Below are 21,161 nucleotides of genomic sequence, written 5' to 3'. Positions count from 1 at the left end.
AGGGTAGGTGGACGCAGCCGGATATGCGGCGGATAATGGGGGGTTTACCCTGAGACAGTCTAGCATGACCGACACTGGATTCGTCGAATTTCCGGATAGCCCTTTTCAGCTCTATCAGCCCTATCCGCCGGCCGGCGACCAGCCCGGCGCCATCGGCGGCCTGGTGGACGGCGTGCGGGACGGCCTGATGTACCAGACCCTGCTGGGCGTCACCGGCTCGGGCAAGACCTATACGATGGCCAACGTCATCGCCCGCCTGGGGCGGCCGGCGCTGGTGCTCGCGCCGAACAAGACGCTGGCCGCGCAGTTGTACGCCGAAATGCGCGAGTTCTTTCCCAAGAACGCGGTCGAGTATTTCGTGTCGTATTACGACTATTACCAGCCCGAAGCCTATGTGCCGACGCGCGATCTGTTCATCGAAAAGGACTCGTCGATCAACGAGCATATCGAACAGATGCGTTTGTCGGCCACGAAAAGCCTGCTGGAGCGCCGCGATACGGTCATCGTCGGTACCGTGTCCTGCATCTACGGTATCGGCAACCCGGGCGATTATCACGCCATGGTGCTCATCCTGCGCGCGGGCGATCGGATATCGCGGCGCGAGATCCTGGCACGCCTCGTGGCGATGCAGTACACGCGCAACGACGCGGACTTCACCCGCGGGGTGTTCCGGGTGCGCGGCGAAACCATCGATATCTTCCCGGCGGAAAGCCCTGAACTGGCCTTGCGCGCGACGCTGTTCGACGATGAAGTCGAAACGCTGGAATTGTTCGACCCCTTGACGGGCAAGGTGCGCCAGAAGGTGCCGCGGTTCACGGTCTATCCTGGATCGCATTACGTCACGCCGCGCGATACCGTGCTGCGGGCGATCGAAACCATCAAGGAAGAGCTGCGCGAGCGCCTGCAGTTTTTCACGTCGCAGAGCAAGCTGGTTGAAGCGCAACGGCTGGAACAGCGCACCCGGTTCGATCTGGAAATGCTGCAGGAGCTGGGATTCTGCAAGGGCATCGAAAACTACTCCCGCCATTTGTCGGGCGCCGCCCCGGGCGAGCCGCCGCCCACGCTTATCGATTACCTGCCCGCCGACGCGCTGATGTTCATCGACGAAAGCCACGTGACCATCGGCCAGCTCGGCGGCATGTACCGTGGCGACCGCGCGCGCAAGGAAACCCTGGTGCAATATGGGTTCCGCCTGCCTTCGGCCCTGGATAACCGGCCGCTGCAGCTGCAGGAATTCGAAGCCCGCATGCGCCAGTGCGTCTTCGTATCCGCGACGCCGTCGAATTACGAACAGGAGCACGCCGACAACGTGGTCGAGCAGGTGGTGCGGCCCACCGGCTTGGTCGACCCCATCGTGGAGGTGCGACCCGCGCGTACCCAGGTGGACGATCTGCTGGGCGAAATCAAGCTGCGTGTGGCCGAGTCCGAGCGCGTCCTGGTGACCACGCTCACCAAGCGCATGGCCGAAGACCTGACGGACTTCCTGGCCGAGCATGGAGTGCGCGTGCGCTACCTGCATTCGGATATCGACACGGTGGAGCGGGTGGAAATCATCCGCGACCTGCGCTTGGGCACCTTCGACGTCCTGGTCGGCATCAACCTGCTGCGCGAAGGCCTGGATATACCGGAAGTGTCCCTGGTCGCCATCCTGGACGCCGACAAGGAAGGCTTCCTGCGGTCCGAACGCAGCCTGATCCAGACCATCGGCCGGGCGGCGCGCAATATCAACGGCAGGGCCATCCTCTACGCCGACCGGGTCACGGATTCCATGCACCGCGCCATCGGCGAAACCGAGCGCCGGCGCAAGAAGCAGGAGGAATTCAACCTGGCCCACGGCATTACCGCCCGGGGCGTCCATAAGGCCGTCCGCGAGCTGATCGACGGCGTGGTGGCCCCGATCCAGCACCCCACGATCGAAGATGCGCTGCCGGCGGAACTCCTGACCGACGAAAAGGCCCTGGCGCGGGAAATCCGGCGATTGGAAAAGTCGATGATGGACCACGCGCGCAACCTGGAATTCGAACAGGCCGCCGCGGCTCGCGATGCCCTGAACGCGCTCAAGGAAAGGGTGTTGCTGGACGGGGCCCGTTGAGCGGGGCGGCCGGCGCGGCTGTCCTACCACAGTCACGCCGCGGAAATAAGGCGGACATCTTCCCGTGTTGCAGCGCTGCGTCGGCAGCCATTGAATTGGGGCCGAATACCGACTTAGGGAATATCAATCGGTTTATTAGCTTTCCGCTATAAGGCACTAATTCGAATGGGTTTTTCCGCTCCTCGGACGGGCGCGGAGTATATGGTTTTCCCAGAAAAAAAGCTTGCCTAATTGCGGGTTTTCCCGCAGACTATTAAGCATGATGACCAAGGTACTTTTCGTTTGCATGGGCAACATCTGTCGCTCGCCGAGCGCAGAAGGCGTGTTCCGCCGGCTGGTCAATGATGCCGGTCTGGGCGATGTCGTGCGGATCGATTCCGCCGGTACACATGCCTTTCACATTGGTGAAGCGCCGGACGCCCGGGCCCAAGCCGCTGCCCGAAAGCGCGGTTACGAGATCACGCATTGCGAGGCGCGTCAGGTCACGCCCGACGATTTCCGTGAATTCGATCTCATCCTTGCGATGGACTGGGAAAACCTGTCCGCGCTGCAGCAGCAGTGCCCCAAGGCGTATCAGCACAAGCTGATGCTGCTCATGCGGTTCGCCAACGAATTCGAAGAAGCCACGGTGCCGGATCCGTACTATGGCGGCCCCGAAGGGTTTGGCAAAGTGCTGGACTATCTGGAAGACGCCTGTCAGGGCGTGCTGGAATTGGTGCGCAAGCGCGCGACCCAGTACCAGGCTGCGTAATCCAGGCTGCGTATCCAGGCTGCGTATCCAGGCTGCGTATCCAGGCTGCGTATCCAGGCTGCGTATCCAGGCTGCGTATCCAGGCTGCGTATCCAGGCTGCGTAACTCCGAACCCGTCGGACCTGACTTCCCGCCTTGGAATGCTGGGCTGGAATACAGGCTAAATCCTCGGGCGCTTTCATCTCGGGCAGCGCAGTCGGTCCGGCCCCGTCGTCGGGTTACACCCGGATCGCTTCAGTCCAGCTGAACCGCACGCCAATGCCGCGTGCGGTTTTTGCATTTCTTCGCCATCTCGCGCGTCATTTCCCCATAGGGCTGCTCATCCCTATCGGCGGCAGGGTTTCATAGCAAATTAGTCGGGAATAGGCTATACTTGAGGCAATTACTCAGGTATTGCGCCCCCGGCCGTGCCGGGCCTCTGGCAACACAGGAAACCTTGATATGCGGCTGACTACCAAAGGACGTTTCGCCGTGACCGCCATGATCGATCTCGCGATGCGTCAGCATAGCGGGCCGGTCACGCTGGCGGCCATCAGCCAGCGCCAAAACATTTCCCTTTCCTACCTCGAACAGCTGTTCGGCAAACTGCGCCGCCACGAACTCGTGGACAGCGTGCGCGGGCCGGGCGGCGGTTACTCGCTGGCGCGCCTGGCGCGCAACGTCACGGTGGCCGACATCATTTTCGCTGTCGACGAACCCCTGGATGCCACCAGCTGTGGCGGCAAGCAGGACTGTAGCAGCGGCAAGGACGGCAAGTCGGGCAAGTGCATGACGCACGAACTCTGGGCCACGCTGAATCGCAAGATGGTGGATTACCTGGATTCGGTGTCGCTGCAGGATCTGGTGGATCAGCAGCGCGTGCGCCAATTGCAGGAAGCCAGCAATCAAGCCCAGAACGGCACGGTGCGCGTCAACCGCATGACGAACGGCGCCGGCGTGGGCGCCGCATGTTCCGGCAACGCCGCGGCGCAGCCCGGCGCGTCCGCCACCGTATAAGAAAACCAGGAGCTGTACGACATGACTACCCGTCCCATTTACCTCGACTATTCCGCCACGACGCCGGTCGATCCGCGTGTAGTGGACAAAATGGTGCCGTGGCTGTACGAAAACTTCGGTAACCCGGCGTCCCGCAGCCATTCGATCGGCTGGGAAGCGGAAGACGCGGTGGAACGCGCGCGTGAAGAAGTCGCCAAGCTGGTGAACGCGGATCCCCGCGAAATCATCTGGACGTCGGGCGCCACGGAATCCGATAACCTGGCCATCAAGGGCGCGGCGAACTTCTACAAGGAACGCGGCAAGCACATCATCACGGTCAAGACCGAACACAAGGCCGTGCTGGATACGACGCGCGAACTCGAACGCCTGGGCTTCGAAGTCACGTACCTGGACGTGATGGACAACGGCCTGATCGATCTCGACGTGTTCAAGGCGGCGCTGCGGCCGGATACCGTGCTGGTGTCCGTGATGATGGTGAACAACGAAATCGGCGTCATCCAGGATATCGAAACGCTGGGTGAAATCTGCCGCGAGCGGAACATCATTTTCCATGTCGATGCCGCGCAGGCGACCGGCAAGGTGGAAATCGACCTGCAGAAGCTGAAGGTCGATCTCATGTCCTTCTCGGCGCACAAGACCTACGGTCCCAAGGGCATCGGCGCGCTGTACGTGCGGCGCAAGCCGCGTGTGCGCATCGAAGCGCAGATGCACGGCGGCGGTCACGAACGTGGATTCCGCTCGGGCACGCTGCCCACGCACCAGATCGTCGGCATGGGCGAAGCCTTCCGCCTGGCGCGGGAAGAAATGGGTACCGAAAACGAGCGCATCCGCATGCTGCGCGATCGGTTGTGGGCCGGCCTGTCGGAAATCGAAGAGGTCTACCTCAACGGCGACATGGAACGCCGCGTGCCGCACAACCTGAACGTCAGCTTCAACTATGTCGAAGGCGAGTCCTTGATCATGGCGGTCAAGGAACTGGCGGTCTCCAGCGGATCGGCCTGTACCTCCGCCAGCCTGGAGCCGTCCTACGTGCTGCGCGCGCTCGGCCGCAACGACGAATTGGCCCATAGCTCGATCCGCTTCACGATCGGCCGCTTCACCACGGAGCAGGAAATCGACTTCACCGTCGACCTGCTGAAGAAGCGGGTCGGCAAGCTGCGCGATATGTCGCCGCTTTGGGAAATGGCCAAGGACGGCGTCGACCTGAACAGCGTGCAATGGGCCGCGCACTGATATCGAAGATAGTCCGGTGCCGGGCGTCCGGCACGAACCAGTACGAGTTGCCTTCGCCTGGCGAAGGGGAGAAACATCATGGCATATAGCGAAAAGGTTCTGGATCACTACGAAAACCCGCGCAACGTCGGTTCTTTCGAGAAAGGCGACGATTCCGTGGGTACCGGGATGGTGGGCGCGCCCGCCTGTGGCGACGTGATGAAGCTGCAGATCAAGGTCAACGCCAGCGGCGTGATCGAAGACGCGCGCTTCAAGACGTACGGCTGCGGTTCGGCGATCGCCTCCAGCTCGCTGGTGACCGAGTGGGTCAAGGGCAAGACGCTGGACGAAGCGATGAACATCCGCAACACCCAGATCGCCGAAGAACTGGCGCTGCCGCCCGTCAAGATCCACTGTTCCATCCTGGCGGAAGACGCCATCAAGGCGGCCGTCAAGGACTACAAAGAGAAGCACACGCGGAGCTGATATGGCCGTCACTCTGACCCCCCAAGCGGCAAACCACATCAGCCGTTATCTGCAGCGCCGCGGCAAAGGGTTGGGACTGCGCCTGGGCGTCAGGACCACCGGCTGCTCGGGCATGGCCTACAAGCTGGAGTATGTGGATGAGCCCGACGCCGCCGACCAGGTGTTCGAAAGCCATGGCGTGAAGGTGTTTGTCGATCCGAAGAGCCTGTCGTATATCGACGGCACGGAACTCGACTACGCGCGTGAAGGGCTGAACGAAGGGTTCAAGTTCCACAACCCCAACGAAAAGGCGACCTGCGGCTGCGGCGAGTCGTTCACGGTTTGAATTCCGCGACCGTGGACGATCATTTCTCGCTGTTCGGCCTGCCGGTGCGTTTCGACATCGATCCCACGCAACTGGAACAGGCTTGGCGCGAGGTCGCCGCGCGGGTGCATCCCGATCGCTACGCGACCGCCTCGCCGGCCGAACGCCGTGTCGCCATGCAATGGGCGGCGCGCGCCAACGAGGCCTACCGGCAACTGCGCGATCCTTTGCTGCGGGCCCGTTATCTTTGCGAGCGGGCCGGTGTCGACCTGCAGACGGAAAGCAATACGTCGATGGACGCGGACTTCCTGATGCAGCAGATGGCCTGGCGCGAAATGCTGGATGACGTACGCGAGCAGGGCAGCGCGGGCGCGGCTGCCGCCGCGCTGGATGCCGAGCTGCGGGACGCCGAGACTGGCTTGCGGGATCAGGTCGGCCGGCTGCTGGACCAGCAGAGCGATGCCGCCGCGGCGGCGATCAAGGTGCGCGAATGGATGTTCGTGCGCAAGATCAGCCAGGAACTGGCCCAGGCTGCCACCTAGGCGCGGCCGACCAGTCCCAAAGCCGGGGTCCGCACTAGGTTCTCCGGTCCTTCTCCGCCTACAATCGCCGCCGTCGACCGTGGCCGCGCTGCAAACCAACAATTCGATAGAACCCAACCATGGCTTTATTGCAGATTTCAGAACCAGGTGAATCGCCCGCGCCGCATCAGCGCAAGCTGGCGGTGGGGATAGACCTGGGTACGACCAATTCGCTGGTGGCGACGGTGCGCAGCAGCGTGCCCGAGGTTCTGCTCGATGAGTCCGGCCGTGCGCTGCTGCCGTCGGCGGTGCGTTATTTCAGCGATCGCCAGCCCATCGTGGGTCACGACGCGCTGGGCGCGCAGGCGGAAGATCCCAGTAACACCATCGTGTCGGTGAAGCGCTTCATGGGCCGCACCACGGATGAAGCGCGCGCTTCGGGCAGCGCGTATGACTTCGTGGATGGGACCGGCGTGGACACGTCCCCTGCGGGAGCGTCCGGCACGGTCCGGCTGCGCACCGCGCACGGCGATCTCACTCCCGTGGAAGTGTCTTCCCATATCCTGGCGCGGCTGCGCAGCCGTGCCGAAGCGGCGCTGGGCGATGAACTGGTGGGCGCGGTCATCACCGTGCCCGCGTACTTCGACGATGCGCAACGGCAGGCGACGCGCGATGCCGCCCGGCTGGCCGGCTTGAACGTGCTGCGCCTGCTGAACGAGCCCACCGCCGCCGCCATCGCCTACGGCCTGGAAAATGCCGCCGAAGGCGTCTATGCGGTCTATGACCTGGGCGGCGGCACCTTCGACGTATCGATTCTTCGCCTGACCAAGGGCGTGTTCGAAGTCGTGGCCACGGGCGGCGATACCGTGCTGGGCGGCGACGACTTCGACGCCTTGATCGCGCAGCGCGTGACCGAGGCGGTGGCGGGTTCGGCGGGCTGGTCCCGCCATGATCGCCGCGCGCTGCTGGTGGCCGCGCGCGCGGCGCGCGAGCGCTTGTCGGATGCCGATGAAACGCTGGTCAGCTTCCAGCTGCAGGATGGCACCGCGGTGGATGTGCCGCTTACCCGCGAACAGTTCGAAACCATGGCCGCGCCGCTGATCGAGCGCACGCTGGATTGCGCGCGGCGCGCCTTGCGCGACGCCAACCTGCAGCCCGCGGACGTGCGTGGCGTGGTGATGGTGGGCGGCGCCACCCGCACGCCGGTCGTGCGCCGCGCGGTCGGCGAGCTGTTCGGCCAGCCGCCGTTGACCGATCTGGATCCCGACCAGGTAGTCGCCCTGGGCGCCGCCTTGCAAGCCAACCTGCTGGCGGGCAACCGCATGGCGGGAGAAGACTGGCTGCTGCTGGACGTCATTCCGCTGTCGCTGGGCCTGGAAACCATGGGTGGACTGGTGGAGCGCATCATTCCCCGCAACAGCACGATACCGGTGGCGCGGGCCCAGGAGTTCACGACGTTCAAGGACGGGCAGGGTGCCATGAGCATCCACGTGGTGCAGGGCGAGCGGGAGCTGGTATCCGCATGCCGCTCCCTGGCGCGGTTCGAATTGCGCGGGATTCCTCCCATGGTGGCGGGCGCCGCGCGGATCCGCGTGACCTTCCAGGTCGATGCGGACGGCCTGCTGGGCGTGACCGCCCGCGAGCAGACGACAGGAGTGGAAGCCTCCGTGACGGTGAAACCGTCGTACGGGCTGTCCGATGACGACATTACCCGCATGCTGGCCGACAGTATCGACCAGGCCGACGCGGACGCGCGCGCGCGCATGCTGCGCGAGCAGCAGGTCGAGGCGCGCCAGCTGGTGGAATCGGTGCGCGCGGCCCTGGCCGTGGATGGCGACTTGCTGGACGATGGCGAACGCGCGCACGTGGACGAAGCCCTGGCGCGCGCCGACGCGGCGCGCGACGGGGACGACCTGGAGCAGGTGCGCGCCGCCGTCAGCGCGCTGTCCGAAGCGACCGACGACTTCGCCGCCCGCCGCATGGATCGCAGTATCCGCAAGGCGTTGTCGGGCCGCAAACTGGATGAACTGACCTGATGGTCCGCGGCCCGCGCCCCTGCGGGCCGCGGGCGCGGACCCAGCAAGAACCCTTTCCTATCCCATCATGCCGAAATTGACCGTATTGCCGCATCCCGATGTCTGTCCCGAAGGAAAAGTCATCGAGGACGCGCCCAGTGGAGTTTCGATCTGCCGGGTCCTGCTGGATCACGACGTCGAAATCGAGCACGCCTGCGAGCTGTCCTGCGCGTGCACGACCTGCCACGTCATCGTCCGGCAGGGATACCAGTCGCTGGAGGAAGCCAGCGACTCGGAAGAGGATCTGCTCGACAAGGCCTGGGGACTGACGTCGACGTCGCGCCTGTCCTGCCAGGCCAGGATCGCCGACCAGGACCTGACCGTGGAAATCCCGCGCTACACGATCAATCACGCCAAGGAGAACCACTGATGAAGTGGACCGATGTGTTCGATATCGCCGCGGCGCTGGCCGACGCGCATCCTGACGTCGACCCCACCCAGGTGCGGTTCACGGCGTTGCGCGACATGGTGATGGCGTTGCCGGGATTCAGCGACGATCCGGCACGTTCCGGCGAGAAGATCCTGGAAGCCATCCAGCAGGCCTGGATCGAAGAGCAGGACTGAGCAGAAAAAGCGTCACGTCGATCGCGGGGCAGCGGCGGTATGATCCGTAGCTGCCCCGTTTACATTTTGGCGTTCGCAATGTGCGTTCGTCCGCCTTCATCCGCCCATGACCGCTCCCATCCTGCACTTCGGCCTGGCCGCGAACCGGCTGCACCACGAGACTCCCGATGCCGTGCTGTTCGATTGGCTGCGGGCCTGTTCGGCCAGCATCCGCGAGATGGGGGTACATCTCTACACCGTGGGGCGCACCCACGACGCGATCACACGCGAAGGCATGCTGCAGGGCTACGCGGGATTGATACGTTATCCCTACGGCCGCGAAGGCGGCCTGATGAAGCTGGTGGCGCGCGTGACGGAAGGGCGCGATGGAACGGTGCCTTTCGACGGCGCCATCTACTTCATCGATCCGGTGGATCCTTCGTCCGTGTTTCCGGAAGCGCAGGCGCTGAAACGCCAGTGCGTGACGCACGGCAAACCTTTCATTTCCACCCTTGCCGGGGCGCGTGAATGGATAGAAGTGGAACGCCTGCACGCGGGGCTGGCCCCGGATCCGGCGGCGGCGGAGTTGTTCGATTTTTCGGCGCAGACGCTGGCGCTGGTCGCCCATGACGCGCTGAAGGATGAAATGGTGGCCTTCGCGGACCAGCACTTCGACGTGCTGTCACGGTTCAGGCGGCGGGTCGCCACCGGCACGACCGGGGGGCGCTTGAATGACCTGGCCTGGTCGCGTGGCTGGCCCCGTGACAACCCCTGGACGCATCGCTACCTGAGCGGGCCGCTGGGGGGCGACGCCCAGATCGCCGAGCTGGTGCTGGAGCACCAATGCCAACGGGTGATCTTCTTCGAAGACCCGCACGTGGCGCGGCAGCACGAAGCCGATATCCAGCTGCTGGAACGCGCGGTGCGGGTGGTTTCGAGGGTGGCGTCCTGCGCCACGTCGCCGGCCGTGGCGCGCCGCTGGGCCCAGGCGGTGGTGGTGCGCGACGCGGCCTGATCCGCGCCCCTAATCCTCGCGCCGCAGGTGCGGGAACAGGATGACGTCGCGTATGCTGGGACTGTCGGTCAGCAGCATGACCAGGCGGTCGATGCCGATGCCGCAGCCGCCGGTGGGCGGCATGCCGTATTCCAGGGCGCGGATGTAGTCCGCGTCGTAGTACATGGCTTCTTCATCGCCGGCATCCTTGGCTTCCACCTGGGCGCGGAAGCGCTCCGCCTGGTCTTCCGGATCGTTCAGCTCCGAAAAGCCGTTGGCGATCTCGCGTCCGGTGATGAACAGCTCGAAGCGTTCGGTGATGCCCGGGCGCGTATCCGAGGCGCGCGCGAGCGGCGACACTTCCACCGGGTAGTCGATGATGTAGGTCGGGTTCCACAGCAAGGACTCGGCGGTTTCCTCGAACAGCGCCAGCTGCAGGGCGCCCAGGCCGGCGCGCGCCAGCGGCGGCGCGTCGACGTCCACCTTCAGTCGCTTGAGTTCGGCGCGCACGAAGTCCGCGTCGTCCAGCTGGGCCTGCGTATAGCCCGGTGCGTACTTCAGGATGGCTTCGCAGATCGTCAGCCGGTCGAAGGGCCGCGACAGGTCCAGTTCGCGATCCTGGTAGGTCAGCACGGCGCTGCCGGTGGCGGCGATCGCCGCCTGGCGGATCAGTTGTTCCGTGAAGTCCATCAGCCACCGGTAATCGGTGTAGGCCGCGTAGAACTCCATCATGGTGAACTCGGGGTTGTGGCGCGGGCTGACCCCTTCGTTGCGGAAGTTGCGGTTGACCTCGAAGACGCGATCGAAGCCGCCGACGATCAGGCGCTTCAGGTAGAGCTCGGGCGCGATGCGCAGGAACATTTCCATGTCCAGCGCATTGTGGTGCGTGACGAAGGGCTTGGCCGCCGCGCCGCCCGGGATGGGATGCAGCATGGGCGTTTCGACTTCCAGGAAGCCGGCGTTCAGCATGTACTGCCGTATCGCGCCTATCGTCTTGCTGCGCGCCTCGAAGGTGCGCCGCGTGGCGTCGGTCATGATCAGGTCGACGTAGCGCTGGCGATAGCGCAGCTCCTGGTCGGCCACGCCGTGGAACTTGTCGGGCAGGGGGCGCAGCGACTTGGACAGCAGGCGGGCCTGCGACGCGTGGATGGACAGTTCGCCCTTGTTGGTCTTGAAGACCGAGCCTTCGACCGCGATGACGTCGCCGATATCCCATTGCTTGAAGGCCGCGTAGCTGTCGTCGCCCAGCACGCCGCGGTCCAGGTAGATCTGGATGCGGCCGCTGGCGTCCTGCACCGTGGCGAAGCTGGCCTTGCCCATGACGCGCTTGAGCATCATGCGGCCGGCGACCTTGACCACCTTGCCCGTCGCGGCCAGGGTTTCCTGGTCGGTGTCGTCGTAGGCGGCGTGCAGGTCCGCCGCGCGGGCGTCGGGAGTGAAGTCGTTGGGAAAGGCGGGGCCGCTTTCGCGCAGTTTGGCCAGTTTGGCTCGCCGTTCGGCGATCAGGCGGTTTTCATCGCGGCCAGCCAGGTCCTGCGCGTTGGGAGCGGTCGAAGAGTCGGTCATGGTACGGATCAGTTGTAATTGCGGATGTCGTCGATTTCGGTGTTGCCGAAATCGTCGCGTTCCAGATAGGCGGCGATGCGCGCGGCGACGTCGGCCGGCGCGGCCAGCTTGCCGCTGGCGTGCAGGTCCTGGAAGCGCGGCAGGGCAGGGAAGGCGCCCGGGTTGCTGCCACGGATGACGCCCTGCATGTCGGTGTCGACCACGCCCGGCGCCAGCGAGGCGAAGCGGGCGCCATGGGCGTCGTGCTCCTGCTTGGCGACGCGCGTGTACATGTCCAGCGCGGCCTTGGTGGCGCAGTAGACGCCCCAGCCGGCGGTCGGATTGCGGCCGGCGCCGGAGGAAATGTTCAGCACCCGGCGGTCCGCCTGCAGGTCGCGCGTGGCCGCCAGGAAGCGGGAGGTCAGCAGCATGACCGCCACGACGTTCAGGTTCAGGGCCTGATTGATGGCGGCCGCGTCGTCCAGGGTATCCACGGCCGCGACGGGGTTCACCGTGCCGGCGTTGTTGATCAGCGCGTAGCGCCTGGCGTCGCGCGGCAGCCCGGCGGCCACGCGCGCGGCGACGGCGGTCGCCGCGGCGGTATCCGCGAGGTCGACGGCGATCTGTTCCAGTTCCACGCCCTGGGCCTCGGCATGGGCCGCCAGTTCGGGATCCTGGCGCCGGGCCAGGGTGATCAGGCGCGTGCCCGGTTTGGCCAGCTGACGCGCCAGTGCGGCGCCGATGCCGCGGGAAGCGCCGGTCAGAACGACTACGGATTGGGTCATGGAATGGCCTTTATGCGCGAACGTCGAAGGTTGGGGATTTGCTGAACGTCAAAGGGAGCAATCAAACGGAACAATCACGGAACAATCACGGAACAAGCAACGGAGCGTCAGACGCCCTGTTTCAGGCTGGCCTGGATGAAAGGATCCAGGTCGCCGTCCAGGACTTTCTGCGTATTCGAGATTTCCACGTTGGTGCGCAGGTCCTTGATGCGACTCTGGTCCAGCACGTAGGAGCGGATCTGGTGGCCCCAGCCGACGTCCGTCTTGGAGTCTTCCAGCTTCTGCTGTTCCGCCATCCGATTGCGCATTTCCAGTTCATACAGGCGCGACTTCAGCATCTGCATGGCTTCCGCGCGGTTGCGGTGCTGCGACCGGTCGTTCTGGCATTGCACCACGATGCCGGTGGGCATGTGGGTGATGCGGACCGCGGAGTCGGTTTTGTTGATGTGCTGGCCGCCGGCGCCGCTGGCGCGATAGGTATCCACGCGCAGGTCGGCCGGATTGATCTCGATTTCGAAGGAATCGTCGATCTCCGGATAGACGAAAACGCTGGCGAAGGAGGTATGGCGCCCGCCGGAGGAATCGAAGGGGCTTTTGCGCACGAGGCGATGCACGCCGGTTTCGGTGCGCAGGTAGCCGAAGGCGTATTCGCCTTCCACCTTGATGGTGGCCGACTTGATGCCGGCGACTTCGCCTTCGGATTCTTCCAGGATCTCGGCCTTGAAGCCTTTGCGTTCGCAGTATTTCAGGTACTGGCGCAGCAGCATCGACGCCCAGTCCTGGGCTTCGGTGCCGCCGGCGCCGGCCTGGATGTCCAGGAAGCAGTTCAGCGGATCGGCCGGATTGGCGAACATGCGGCGGAATTCCAGGCCTTCGAGTTTTTCCTGGAAAGCGTCGGCGTCCGTTTCGATGGACAGCAGCGTGGCGTCGTCTTCGTCGGAGGCGGCCAGTTCGAACAGTTCGGCGGCGTCCGCCAGGCCGCTGCCCAGCGCGGACAGCGTCTGGACGACATCTTCCAGGCTTTTCTTTTCACGGCCCAGATCCTGGGCGTGCTTGGGATCGTTCCAGACGTCGGGGTTTTCGAGTTCGGCGTTTACGACTTGCAGGCGTTCGGACTTGGCATCGTAGTCAAAGATACCTCCGTAGCGCCTTTTCGCGCTCCGCGTAGTCGGCGAGGCGGGCGGCGATCTGGTTCTGGCGTTCGGCTTCCATGATGGGTCCTGGCTGCGACTCTGGACACAGAGTCTGGCTGAATTTCGAAAACCGAACATTTTAGCCTGCCTTGGGGGCCAGGCGCAGCGGTTTTATTCAGGTTTTAGTCAGCAATGCCGACTAGCCTGCGGGAGTTTGCAAGCCGGCCATGCCTGGGGCGACGCGACGCGCGCGCCCGGGCGACCACGAGCTGGCCTTTACATAACCGTCCGTAATGGAGGAGACGATGGAAACCGTCATGACACCCGGCGCGTCGGCGCCCGCGACCAGCGCGGAAGATCCGCTCTACCGTAAGGTGACCTTGCGGCTGGTGCCTTTCCTGGTGCTTTGCTACGTGGTCGCCTACCTGGACCGCGTGAACGTGGGTTTCGCCAAGTTGCAGATGCTGCAGGACCTGCAGTTCAGCGACACGGTCTACGGACTGGGCGCGGGGATTTTCTTCCTGGGCTATTTCATCTTCGAAGTGCCCAGCAACATCATCCTGCATCGCGTCGGCGCGCGCCGTTGGATCGCGCGCATCATGATCACCTGGGGCATCATTTCGTCCGCGATGATCTTCGTGACGACGCCCGGCATGTTCTATCTGCTGCGCTTCCTGCTCGGCCTGGCGGAAGCCGGCTTCTTCCCGGGCATCATCCTGTACCTGACCTACTGGTTCCCGCATGCGCGCCGTGGCCGCATCACCACGTTCTTCATGACCGCGGTGCCTTTGTCGGGATTGATCGGCGGCCCCGTTTCCGGCTGGATCATGCACACCTTCCACGGTGACCATGGCATGGCCGGCTGGCAATGGCTGTTCATCCTGGAAGGGTTGCCGTCGATCGTCATCGGCCTGGTCGTGCTGTGGTATCTGGACGACCGCATCAGCCAGGCGAAGTGGCTGACCGAGAGCGAGCGCGCGACGCTGGCGCGCAATATCGAGGCGGAAGAGAAAACCAAGCAGGATCCGCCCATCCGCGAAGCGATGACCAAGCCGCGCGTCTGGGCCATGGCCAGCATCTACTTTTCCTTCGTCATGGGGCTGTACGGCGTCGGTTTCTGGATGCCCACGCTGATCCGCAACACCGGCGTGCAAGATCCCCTGACGATCGGGCTGCTGACCGCGGTGCCGAACCTGTTCGCGGTCATCGGCATGATCCTGATCGCGCGCAGTTCGGACCGGAAGCACGAGCGCCGCTGGCACCTGGCGATTCCTTCGCTGATCGGGGCGGCGGGGCTGGTGGTGTCCGCCATGTATAGCGGCAATACCTGGATCGCCATCCTGGCGCTGACGGTGGCGAACGTGGGCATCTGCACGGTGTTGCCGCTGTTCTGGAGCCTGCCCACCGCCGTGCTGGGCGGGACGGCGGCCGCCGCGGGCATCGCGCTGATCAATTCGGTGAGCAATCTGGCGGGCTTCATCAGCCCGTACCTGGTGGGCTGGCTGAAGGACACGACGGGCTCGACCAACAGCGGCATCTACGTATTGGCCGCCTGCCTGTGCGCGGGCGCGCTGATCGCCCTGGCCCAGCCCGCCAAACTGGTGAACCGTTAGGCGTCAGGCGCTTTCATCACGCCGCGTGTTCGACCACCAGCTGCACGGACACGCGGCCGTTCCAGACGTTCTGTTCCAGCCGGTAGGCCACGTCCACCGTTTCCGGCAACAGGCGCGTCTGGCCGAACCAGATGGCGTCGAAGCGCTGGTGGCCGCGCTCCAGCGTCAGCTTCAGGTGCTTGTCGCCCAGCAGGCGCTGCGCGCGGATCTGGAACGTGTCCAGGAATAGCGGCGCGGCGAAGCCCGAGCCCCAGACCTGCTGTTGCAGCAAGCCGGCGACGTCGGCATTGGCGTAGCCCGACTCCAGCGAACCATCGGTTTCCAGCACCGGCTCGAAATTGTCGCGCCCCGTCAGTTCGCGCACCGCGGCTTCGAAGGCCGGCGCGAAGCGCGGAAAGTCGGTCCGGCCCACGGTCAGCCCCGCCGCCATGGCGTGCCCGCCGAACTTGCGGATCAGCGTGGGGTCGCGCTTGGACACCAGGTCCAGCACGTCGCGCAGATGGACGTCCGGGATGGAGCGGCCGGAGCCGCGCAGTTCGTCCTCGCCCGCCGGCGCGAACGCCAGGGTGGGGCGCCAGAATTGTTCCTTGAGACGCGACGCCACCAGGCCGACCACGCCCTGGTGCCAGCTGTCGTCATAGACGCAAACCGTGGCACCGGCAGCTGCTTCCGCTTCCTGCATGGCGGCCATGGCCTGTTCGCGCATCGTTGCTTCGATCGTGCGCCGGTCGCGGTTGATGCTGTCCAGTTCGCGGGCGATTTCCAGCGCGCGCGCTTCATCGTCCGTCGTCAGGCATTCGATGCCCAGGCTCATGTCGGACAGCCGGCCGGCCGCATTGATGCGCGGCCCCAGCGCGAAGCCCAGGTCGAAGGCGTTGGCCGCGCGGGGTTCGCGGCCGGCCACGGCATACAAGGCGCGCAGCCCGGCCTGCATGCGGCCGCTGCGTATGCGCTGCAGGCCCTGCGTCACGAGCAGGCGGTTGTTGGCATCGAGCTTGACCACGTCGGCCACGGTGCCCAGGGCCACCAGGTCGGACAGGGCATCCAGGCGTGGACCGCCGTCGGGCGGATAGACGCCACGGCGGCGCAGTTCCGCGCGCAGGGCCAGCATCAGGTAGAAAATGACGCCCACGCCGGCCAGGTTCTTGGACGGGAAACCGCAGCCCGGCTGGTTGGGATTGACGATGGCCAGCGCGTCGGGCAGCCGGTCGCCCGGCAGGTGGTGATCGGTGATCAGCACGCCTATGCCGGCGGCATTGGCGCTGGCCACGCCATCCACGCTGGCGATGCCGTTGTCCACGGTGACGATGAGGTCGGGCTTGCCGGCATGATGGCGGCAGGCCAGCTCCACCACGGCGGGCGACAGGCCATAGCCGGTTTCGAAGCGGTTCGGGACCAGGAACTCGACGATGGCGCCCATGGCGCGCAGCGCCCTCAGCCCCACGGCGCAGGCGGTGGCGCCGTCGCAATCGTAGTCGGCCACGATCAGCAGGCGCAGCCGCCGCTGGATCGCGTCGGCCAGGATCACCGCCGCCTGGTCCGCGCAGGTCAGATGGGTGGGCGGCACCAGCGCGGGCCAGGCCAGCCGGGTCTGGTCGGGATGCGCGACGCCGCGCGCGGCCCACAGGCGCGCCAGCAGGGGATGGATGCCGGCGGCTTCCAGCATGCGGCAGATCGAAGGATCGCCGGAGCGTACGGTCAGACGGGGGGAGACCACCAGGCCCTCCAGGATTGTTCGCGCGCCGGCAGCCAGCGCAAGAGCGGATTGCGGGGCCGCAGCGCCAGGGTTGCGCGGCGGTCGCGCCCCAGCAGCGTCAGGTTCAACGCTTCCAGCGGACGGCCTTGGGCGTCGGCCCGCGGCTTCAGTGTTTCGGCATCCAGGCGTTCGATGGCCTGCAGCCAGGCGGCCCAATCCTCGGCCTGGGCGGCCGCGAGCAGGGTCCGCGCGGCGGGAGGGACGGCGTCCGGGCCCGAAGCCGTCGACGCCGGCGACCAGGGCAGGGCGCCGCCATAGAGCCAGATGCCGTTGACCGGCAATTGGCCGCGCGCCATGCGTTGCTCGTTCACGGGATGGTCGTACCAGGCCATCTGGATTTCATTGAGCAGGCGGCGCCAGGGGCGGGCCGAGGCGTCCTGGGTCCACCAGGTGTTGAGCGGCTGGCCCGCCACGACGTCCGGGCTGGCGCTGGGCAGGGCCATGCCGGCCGGAATGGCGACGCGCCAGCGATAGGGGCGCAGCGGGGTAGCGTCGAATGGCGTGTCGTCGAACAGCGGGCGCGCGGATTCGAACAGGGCCGCGCCTTCGGCGGCGGTCACTTCCAGCGCCTGCGCGGGCACCAGGCTGGCGCGGTCGGTGCCCAGGGCGATGTGCGCCAGGTCGGCGATCCAGACCGGCTCGCGCGCGGGAGACCCGGCAGCCGGTGCGGAGCCGGGGGCGCTAGTCAACGCGGCGTCAACGGGGCCGCCGGCCGCGTGACCGTCGTCTTCCGTCGCCAGCAACGGCCCCAGGCCGGCGCCCATGGGCTGTCCGGCGGCCGGGCGGAAGCCCGCCTGCTCCAGCCGCCACGCTTCATAAGGGGTGCAGCCGTGTTCGTGGGGATCGAAGGGAGCCTGCCGCCCGGTACCCAGGCGCATCCAGGCGTACAGGGTCGGGGCCGCCGTGGGCAGCCGCTTCGCCAGCTCCGCGGCGATGGGCGCGCTGGGGGGCAGCACGCCGGGAATGACGATTTGCATGGCCGGGATTGTAGTGCGCCCGGCCGCCGGGCCGTTAGTGCCATAATGCGCGAGTGCTGAAAATACCTTACGAATTATGGATAGGCGCCCGCTACGCGGGCATGGCCCGCATCCGTCAGCGTCGCGGGCGTCGCGACCGCTTCATATCGTTCATCGCCGCCAGTTCGATGGCGGGCATCGCCCTGGGCGTGGCCGCGTTGATCATCGTGCTGTCCGTGATGAACGGCTTCCAGAAAGACGTGCGCGACCGCATGCTTTCGGTGCTGCCGCACATCGAGCTGTATGTACCGGGCGGCAATCCCGAAAACATCCTGAATCAGTGGCAGGCCCTGGCCAAGGCGGCCGAGGCCAATAAGGAAGTCCGCGCGGCGGCGCCTTTCGTTGCCGCCCAGGGCATGCTGGTGCGCGGCCAGGCGCTGCGCGGCGTTCAGGTGCGCGGCATCGATCCGCAGACCGAAGGCCACGTGTCCGATATTCCGCGGCAGATGGTGGCCGGCAAGCTCGACGACCTCAAGCCGGGTTCGTTCGGCGTGGTGCTGGGCCGCGACCTGGCCTCCGACCTGGGCCTGCAGGTGGGCGATACGGTGTTGCTGCTGGCGCCGCAGGCCTCCATCAGTCCAGCCGGATTCGCGCCGCGCATGCGCCAATTCACGGTGGTGGGCGTGTTCTCCTCAGGGCATTACGAATACGATTCCTCGCTGGCCTTCGTCGACGACGAGGACGCGGCCAAGGTGTTCCGCGACAGCGGCACCGCGGGCGTGCGCCTGCGCATCGCCGATATGCAGCGCGCGCCGCAGGTCGCCGCCGAGCTGGCCAGGCAATTGCCGCCCTACATCACGGCCAGCGACTGGACGCGCAACAACCGCACCTGGTTCGCCGCCGTGCAGACCGAAAAGCGCATGATGTTCCTGATCCTGGCGCTGATCGTGGCGGTGGCCGCCTTCAACCTGCTGTCGTCCCTGGTGATGGCGGTGAAGGACAAGCAATCGGATATCGCCATCCTGCGCACCCTGGGAGCCAGTCCCGGCGAGGTCGCGCGCATCTTCCTGGTGCAGGGGGCGCTGATCGGCATCGTGGGCACGCTGCTGGGCGTGGTCGGCGGCATGCTGATCGCCTACAACATCGAGACCATCGTGCCGTTCATCGAACGCCTGCTGGGCATCCATTTCCTGCCGCGCCAGATCTATTTCATCAGCGAACTGCCCTCGGATCCCGAGATGGCCGACATCATTACCATCGGCGTGACATCGCTGGTGCTGTCGCTGCTGGCCACGCTGTACCCGAGCTGGCGCGCGTCGCGCCTGCAACCCGCCCAGGTGCTGCGCCATGACTGATAACGCGCTGCATGCCGAAAACCTGACCAAGGTATACGACGAAGGTCCCGCGCGGATCGAAGTCCTGCGCGATGTCAGCGTGTCGATCCAGCGGGGTGAAATGCTGGCCATCGTCGGCGCTTCGGGCTCGGGCAAGAGCACGCTGCTGCACATACTCGGGCTGCTGGACGTGCCGACCCACGGCAGCGTGATGGTCGACGGCGTCAACGCCGCCGGGCTGGCGGAGGGCGCCAAGAGCGCGTTGCGCAACCGCGCGCTGGGCTTCGTCTATCAATTCCATCATCTGCTGGCGGAGTTCTCCGCGCTCGACAACGTGGCGATGCCCTTGATCGTGCGGCGCATGGACCGCGACGGCGCGCGCAAGCAGGCGCAGGCGGTGCTCGAACAGGTCGGCCTCGCCGCGCGCGCGCTGCATTTCCCGGGGCAGTTGTCCGGCGGCGAACGCCAGCGCGTGGCGCTGGCCCGTGCGCTGGTCACACGGCCGGTCTGCGTGCTGGCGGATGAACCCACCGGCAACCTGGACCGGAATACGGCGCAAAGCATGTTCGAATTGCTGGTCCGCGTGAACAAGGAATCGGGTACGGCCTTTGCTATCGTCACGCACGACCGCGAACTGGCCAGCCGCGCCGATCGGCAACTCGCCATGGAGCAGGGCCGCCTGGTGTAACGGCAACGGGCACCAGGAGTCCCCATGCTGATCGACACGCACTGCCATCTCGACGCCCAGGAATTCGACCCGGACCGCACGCAGGTCGTCGCCCGCGCCGTCGAAGCCGGCGTACGGGCGGTCGTGATCCCGGCCGTGGGCCGCGGGAATTTCCAGGCGGTGCGCGACTTGGCGCATGCCATGCCCGGCGGCGCCTATGCCTTGGGCATCCATCCTTTGTTCGTGAGCGCGGCCTGGGACGACGATCTCACGGCGCTGCGCGGCGCGGTGGAAGCGGCCATGAGTGATCCACGCTTCGTCGCCATCGGCGAGATCGGCCTCGATTTCTTCGTCAAGGAAATCGCCAGCGGCGAAGCCCGCGACAAACAGGAACGCTATTACGCCGCGCAACTCGACCTGGCGGCCGAATTCGGCCTGCCCGTGCTGTTGCACGTCCGTCGATCGCAGGACATCGTGCTCAAGCACCTGCGCCGGCAGCCGGGCGTGCGGAGCGGTATCGCGCATGCCTTCAATGGCAGCGAACAGCAGGCGCGCGGTTTCGTCGACCTGGGCTTCGCGCTCGGGATAGGCGGGGCGATGACCTTCCCGCGGTCGCTGCAGATACGGCGGCATGCGCAGCAATTGGGTTTGGAACATCTGGTCCTGGAAACGGACTCTCCGGATATTCCCCCGGCATGGCTGCATGAACCCGATCGCCGTAATACACCCGCGCAGGTGGCCGGCGTGGCGCAGGCGCTGGCGGAGCTGCGCGGCATCGATGCGGCGGCCGTGGCGGCCGGAACCGCGGCCACCGCCCTGCGGGTATTGCCCCGCCTGGTCCCCGTCGTCGCCTGATCCTCCCGGATTGCAGCGGAATTTGGAAAAAACATTCCCGAGCATCCGGGTTTATACCTAGTCCTTGGCGGCGCAGAATGCAGTTCATGGGGCACAGCAACGGACGCCGCGAACCACGCTCAAGGAGCAAAAGCGGTGTCCGGCCCTTCCAACTAACAGGACCAGGAGTACCGACATGAAGATCAAAACCATCGCCACCGCCGTCATTCTGTCGTTTGCCGCGATCGGCGCCGCCCAGGCCCGCACCCCGCGCGGCGATACGGACAACCAGCCTTTCCAAGGCACCTATGGCCAGGACCAGGCCAGCGCCAGCCGCGCCCAGGTGCTGGCTGAACTGGAGCAAGCCCGCAGCGCCGGCCTGACCGGCAACAATGGCGATATCGACAACGCGCCTTTCGTTGCCCAACAGGACAGCGGCGTGACGCGTGCGCAGGTCGCCGCCGCCGCGGTCGACCATGCCGGCAGCAGCACCGACATCGCCTTCGGCGACATCGATAACCAGCCGTTCCAAGGCGCTTGATGCGCTGGCGGGGAACCCGCTCG

At 65.7% G+C, this 21,161-nt stretch carries 21 protein-coding genes; 16 read left to right on the top strand and 5 right to left on the bottom strand.

The window, feature by feature from the left end; translation table 11 throughout:
* The first annotated feature begins 64 nt into the window (after positions 1-64).
* The 11 genes from uvrB (at position 65) to CAL26_RS16700 (ending at position 9,995) form a co-directional block, all read left to right on the top strand.
* A complete protein-coding gene (gene uvrB, locus CAL26_RS16750; protein ID WP_094847970.1) occupies positions 65-2,092 on the top strand; it encodes an excinuclease ABC subunit UvrB in 2,028 nt (675 codons plus the stop codon).
* A 259-nt stretch (positions 2,093-2,351) separates the two neighbouring features.
* Positions 2,352-2,843 carry a low molecular weight protein-tyrosine-phosphatase gene (locus tag CAL26_RS16745; RefSeq protein ID WP_066351875.1) on the top strand — a complete coding sequence of 164 codons (492 nt, stop codon included), beginning with the start codon at positions 2,352-2,354 and terminating at the stop codon, positions 2,841-2,843.
* Between the two features lie 441 nt (positions 2,844-3,284).
* Positions 3,285-3,839, top strand: coding sequence for a Fe-S cluster assembly transcriptional regulator IscR (gene iscR, locus CAL26_RS16740; RefSeq protein ID WP_256988497.1), 555 nt, complete (start codon positions 3,285-3,287; stop codon positions 3,837-3,839).
* A 21-nt stretch (positions 3,840-3,860) separates the two neighbouring features.
* On the top strand, positions 3,861-5,072 hold the full coding sequence (locus tag CAL26_RS16735) for an IscS subfamily cysteine desulfurase (protein ID WP_094847969.1): 1,212 nt from the start codon (positions 3,861-3,863) through the stop codon (positions 5,070-5,072).
* 78 nt (positions 5,073-5,150) lie between these two features.
* Positions 5,151-5,537, top strand: a complete 387-nt coding sequence (gene iscU / locus CAL26_RS16730) for a Fe-S cluster assembly scaffold IscU (protein WP_094847968.1) — start codon at positions 5,151-5,153, stop codon at positions 5,535-5,537.
* 1 nt (position 5,538) lies between these two features.
* On the top strand, positions 5,539-5,862 hold the full coding sequence (gene iscA / locus CAL26_RS16725; protein WP_086065745.1) for an iron-sulfur cluster assembly protein IscA: 324 nt from the start codon (positions 5,539-5,541) through the stop codon (positions 5,860-5,862).
* Positions 5,859-6,383, top strand: coding sequence for a Fe-S protein assembly co-chaperone HscB (gene hscB / locus CAL26_RS16720; protein WP_256988495.1), 525 nt, complete (start codon positions 5,859-5,861; stop codon positions 6,381-6,383). Before iscA ends, hscB begins: the two co-directional genes overlap by 4 nt.
* A gap of 119 nt (positions 6,384-6,502) precedes the next feature.
* Complete coding sequence (gene hscA / locus CAL26_RS16715) at positions 6,503-8,398, top strand: Fe-S protein assembly chaperone HscA (protein ID WP_094847967.1); 1,896 nt, start codon at positions 6,503-6,505, stop codon at positions 8,396-8,398.
* Positions 8,399-8,465: 67 nt separating this feature from the next.
* Positions 8,466-8,807, top strand: a complete 342-nt coding sequence (fdx, locus tag CAL26_RS16710; protein WP_094847966.1) for an ISC system 2Fe-2S type ferredoxin — start codon at positions 8,466-8,468, stop codon at positions 8,805-8,807.
* Positions 8,807-9,001: a Fe-S cluster assembly protein IscX gene (iscX, locus tag CAL26_RS16705; RefSeq protein ID WP_094847965.1), complete on the top strand. Its 195-nt coding sequence runs from the start codon at positions 8,807-8,809 to the stop codon at positions 8,999-9,001. Before fdx ends, iscX begins: the two co-directional genes overlap by 1 nt.
* Before the next feature lie 106 nt (positions 9,002-9,107).
* Positions 9,108-9,995, top strand: a complete 888-nt coding sequence (locus CAL26_RS16700; RefSeq protein ID WP_094847964.1) for a methylglyoxal synthase — start codon at positions 9,108-9,110, stop codon at positions 9,993-9,995.
* 9 nt (positions 9,996-10,004) lie between these two features.
* Here the strand turns inward: CAL26_RS16700 and lysS are convergent, their stop codons facing one another.
* The 3 genes from lysS to prfB form a co-directional block, all read right to left on the bottom strand.
* Positions 10,005-11,540: a lysine--tRNA ligase gene (gene lysS / locus CAL26_RS16695; protein WP_094847963.1), complete on the bottom strand. Its 1,536-nt coding sequence runs from the start codon at positions 11,538-11,540 to the stop codon at positions 10,005-10,007.
* Positions 11,541-11,548: 8 nt separating this feature from the next.
* Entirely contained in the window at positions 11,549-12,304 is a 756-nt protein-coding gene (locus CAL26_RS16690) for an SDR family oxidoreductase (RefSeq protein WP_094847962.1), read from the bottom strand.
* Between the two features lie 107 nt (positions 12,305-12,411).
* Positions 12,412-13,516, bottom strand: a protein-coding gene (gene prfB, locus CAL26_RS16685) for a peptide chain release factor 2 (protein WP_143277448.1) whose coding sequence is annotated in 2 segments (ribosomal slippage) — positions 12,412-13,434 and positions 13,436-13,516 — 1,104 coding nt in all. Because the reading frame shifts where the segments join, the coding sequence is not laid out codon by codon here.
* A 226-nt stretch (positions 13,517-13,742) separates the two neighbouring features.
* Between prfB and CAL26_RS16680 the strand changes: the two genes are divergently transcribed.
* Positions 13,743-15,050 carry an MFS transporter gene (locus tag CAL26_RS16680; protein ID WP_094847961.1) on the top strand — a complete coding sequence of 436 codons (1,308 nt, stop codon included), beginning with the start codon at positions 13,743-13,745 and terminating at the stop codon, positions 15,048-15,050.
* A gap of 16 nt (positions 15,051-15,066) precedes the next feature.
* Here CAL26_RS16680 and recJ read toward each other — a convergent pair whose 3' ends face one another.
* Together recJ and CAL26_RS16670 are read right to left on the bottom strand one after the other, a co-directional pair.
* Positions 15,067-16,767 carry a single-stranded-DNA-specific exonuclease RecJ gene (gene recJ, locus CAL26_RS16675; protein ID WP_094847960.1) on the bottom strand — a complete coding sequence of 567 codons (1,701 nt, stop codon included), beginning with the start codon at positions 16,765-16,767 and terminating at the stop codon, positions 15,067-15,069.
* Positions 16,749-17,783 (bottom strand): hypothetical protein, encoded by a 1,035-nt coding sequence (locus CAL26_RS16670; protein ID WP_094847959.1) that lies wholly within the window; start codon positions 17,781-17,783, stop codon positions 16,749-16,751. The genes recJ and CAL26_RS16670 overlap by 19 nt, the downstream gene beginning before the upstream one ends.
* Positions 17,784-17,884: 101 nt before the next feature.
* Here CAL26_RS16670 and CAL26_RS16665 point away from each other — a divergent pair, with 101 nt between their 5' ends.
* The 4 genes from CAL26_RS16665 to CAL26_RS16650 all read left to right on the top strand — a co-directional run bounded on the left by CAL26_RS16665 (position 17,885) and on the right by CAL26_RS16650 (position 21,138).
* Positions 17,885-19,117, top strand: coding sequence for a lipoprotein-releasing ABC transporter permease subunit (locus CAL26_RS16665; RefSeq protein ID WP_256988642.1), 1,233 nt, complete (start codon positions 17,885-17,887; stop codon positions 19,115-19,117).
* Positions 19,110-19,784 (top strand): ABC transporter ATP-binding protein, encoded by a 675-nt coding sequence (locus CAL26_RS16660; protein WP_094847957.1) that lies wholly within the window; start codon positions 19,110-19,112, stop codon positions 19,782-19,784. Before CAL26_RS16665 ends, CAL26_RS16660 begins: the two co-directional genes overlap by 8 nt.
* Before the next feature lie 24 nt (positions 19,785-19,808).
* Positions 19,809-20,618, top strand: coding sequence for a TatD family hydrolase (locus tag CAL26_RS16655; RefSeq protein WP_094847956.1), 810 nt, complete (start codon positions 19,809-19,811; stop codon positions 20,616-20,618).
* Positions 20,619-20,793: 175 nt separating this feature from the next.
* Positions 20,794-21,138, top strand: a complete 345-nt coding sequence (locus tag CAL26_RS16650) for a DUF4148 domain-containing protein (protein WP_086065733.1) — start codon at positions 20,794-20,796, stop codon at positions 21,136-21,138.
* Positions 21,139-21,161 lie beyond the last annotated feature (23 nt).

It is taken from the genome of Bordetella genomosp. 9 (genome assembly GCF_002261425.1).
Taxonomy (GTDB): Bacteria; Pseudomonadota; Gammaproteobacteria; order Burkholderiales; family Burkholderiaceae_B; genus Bordetella_C.
This window is presented reverse-complemented; position numbering and strand designations above follow the sequence as displayed.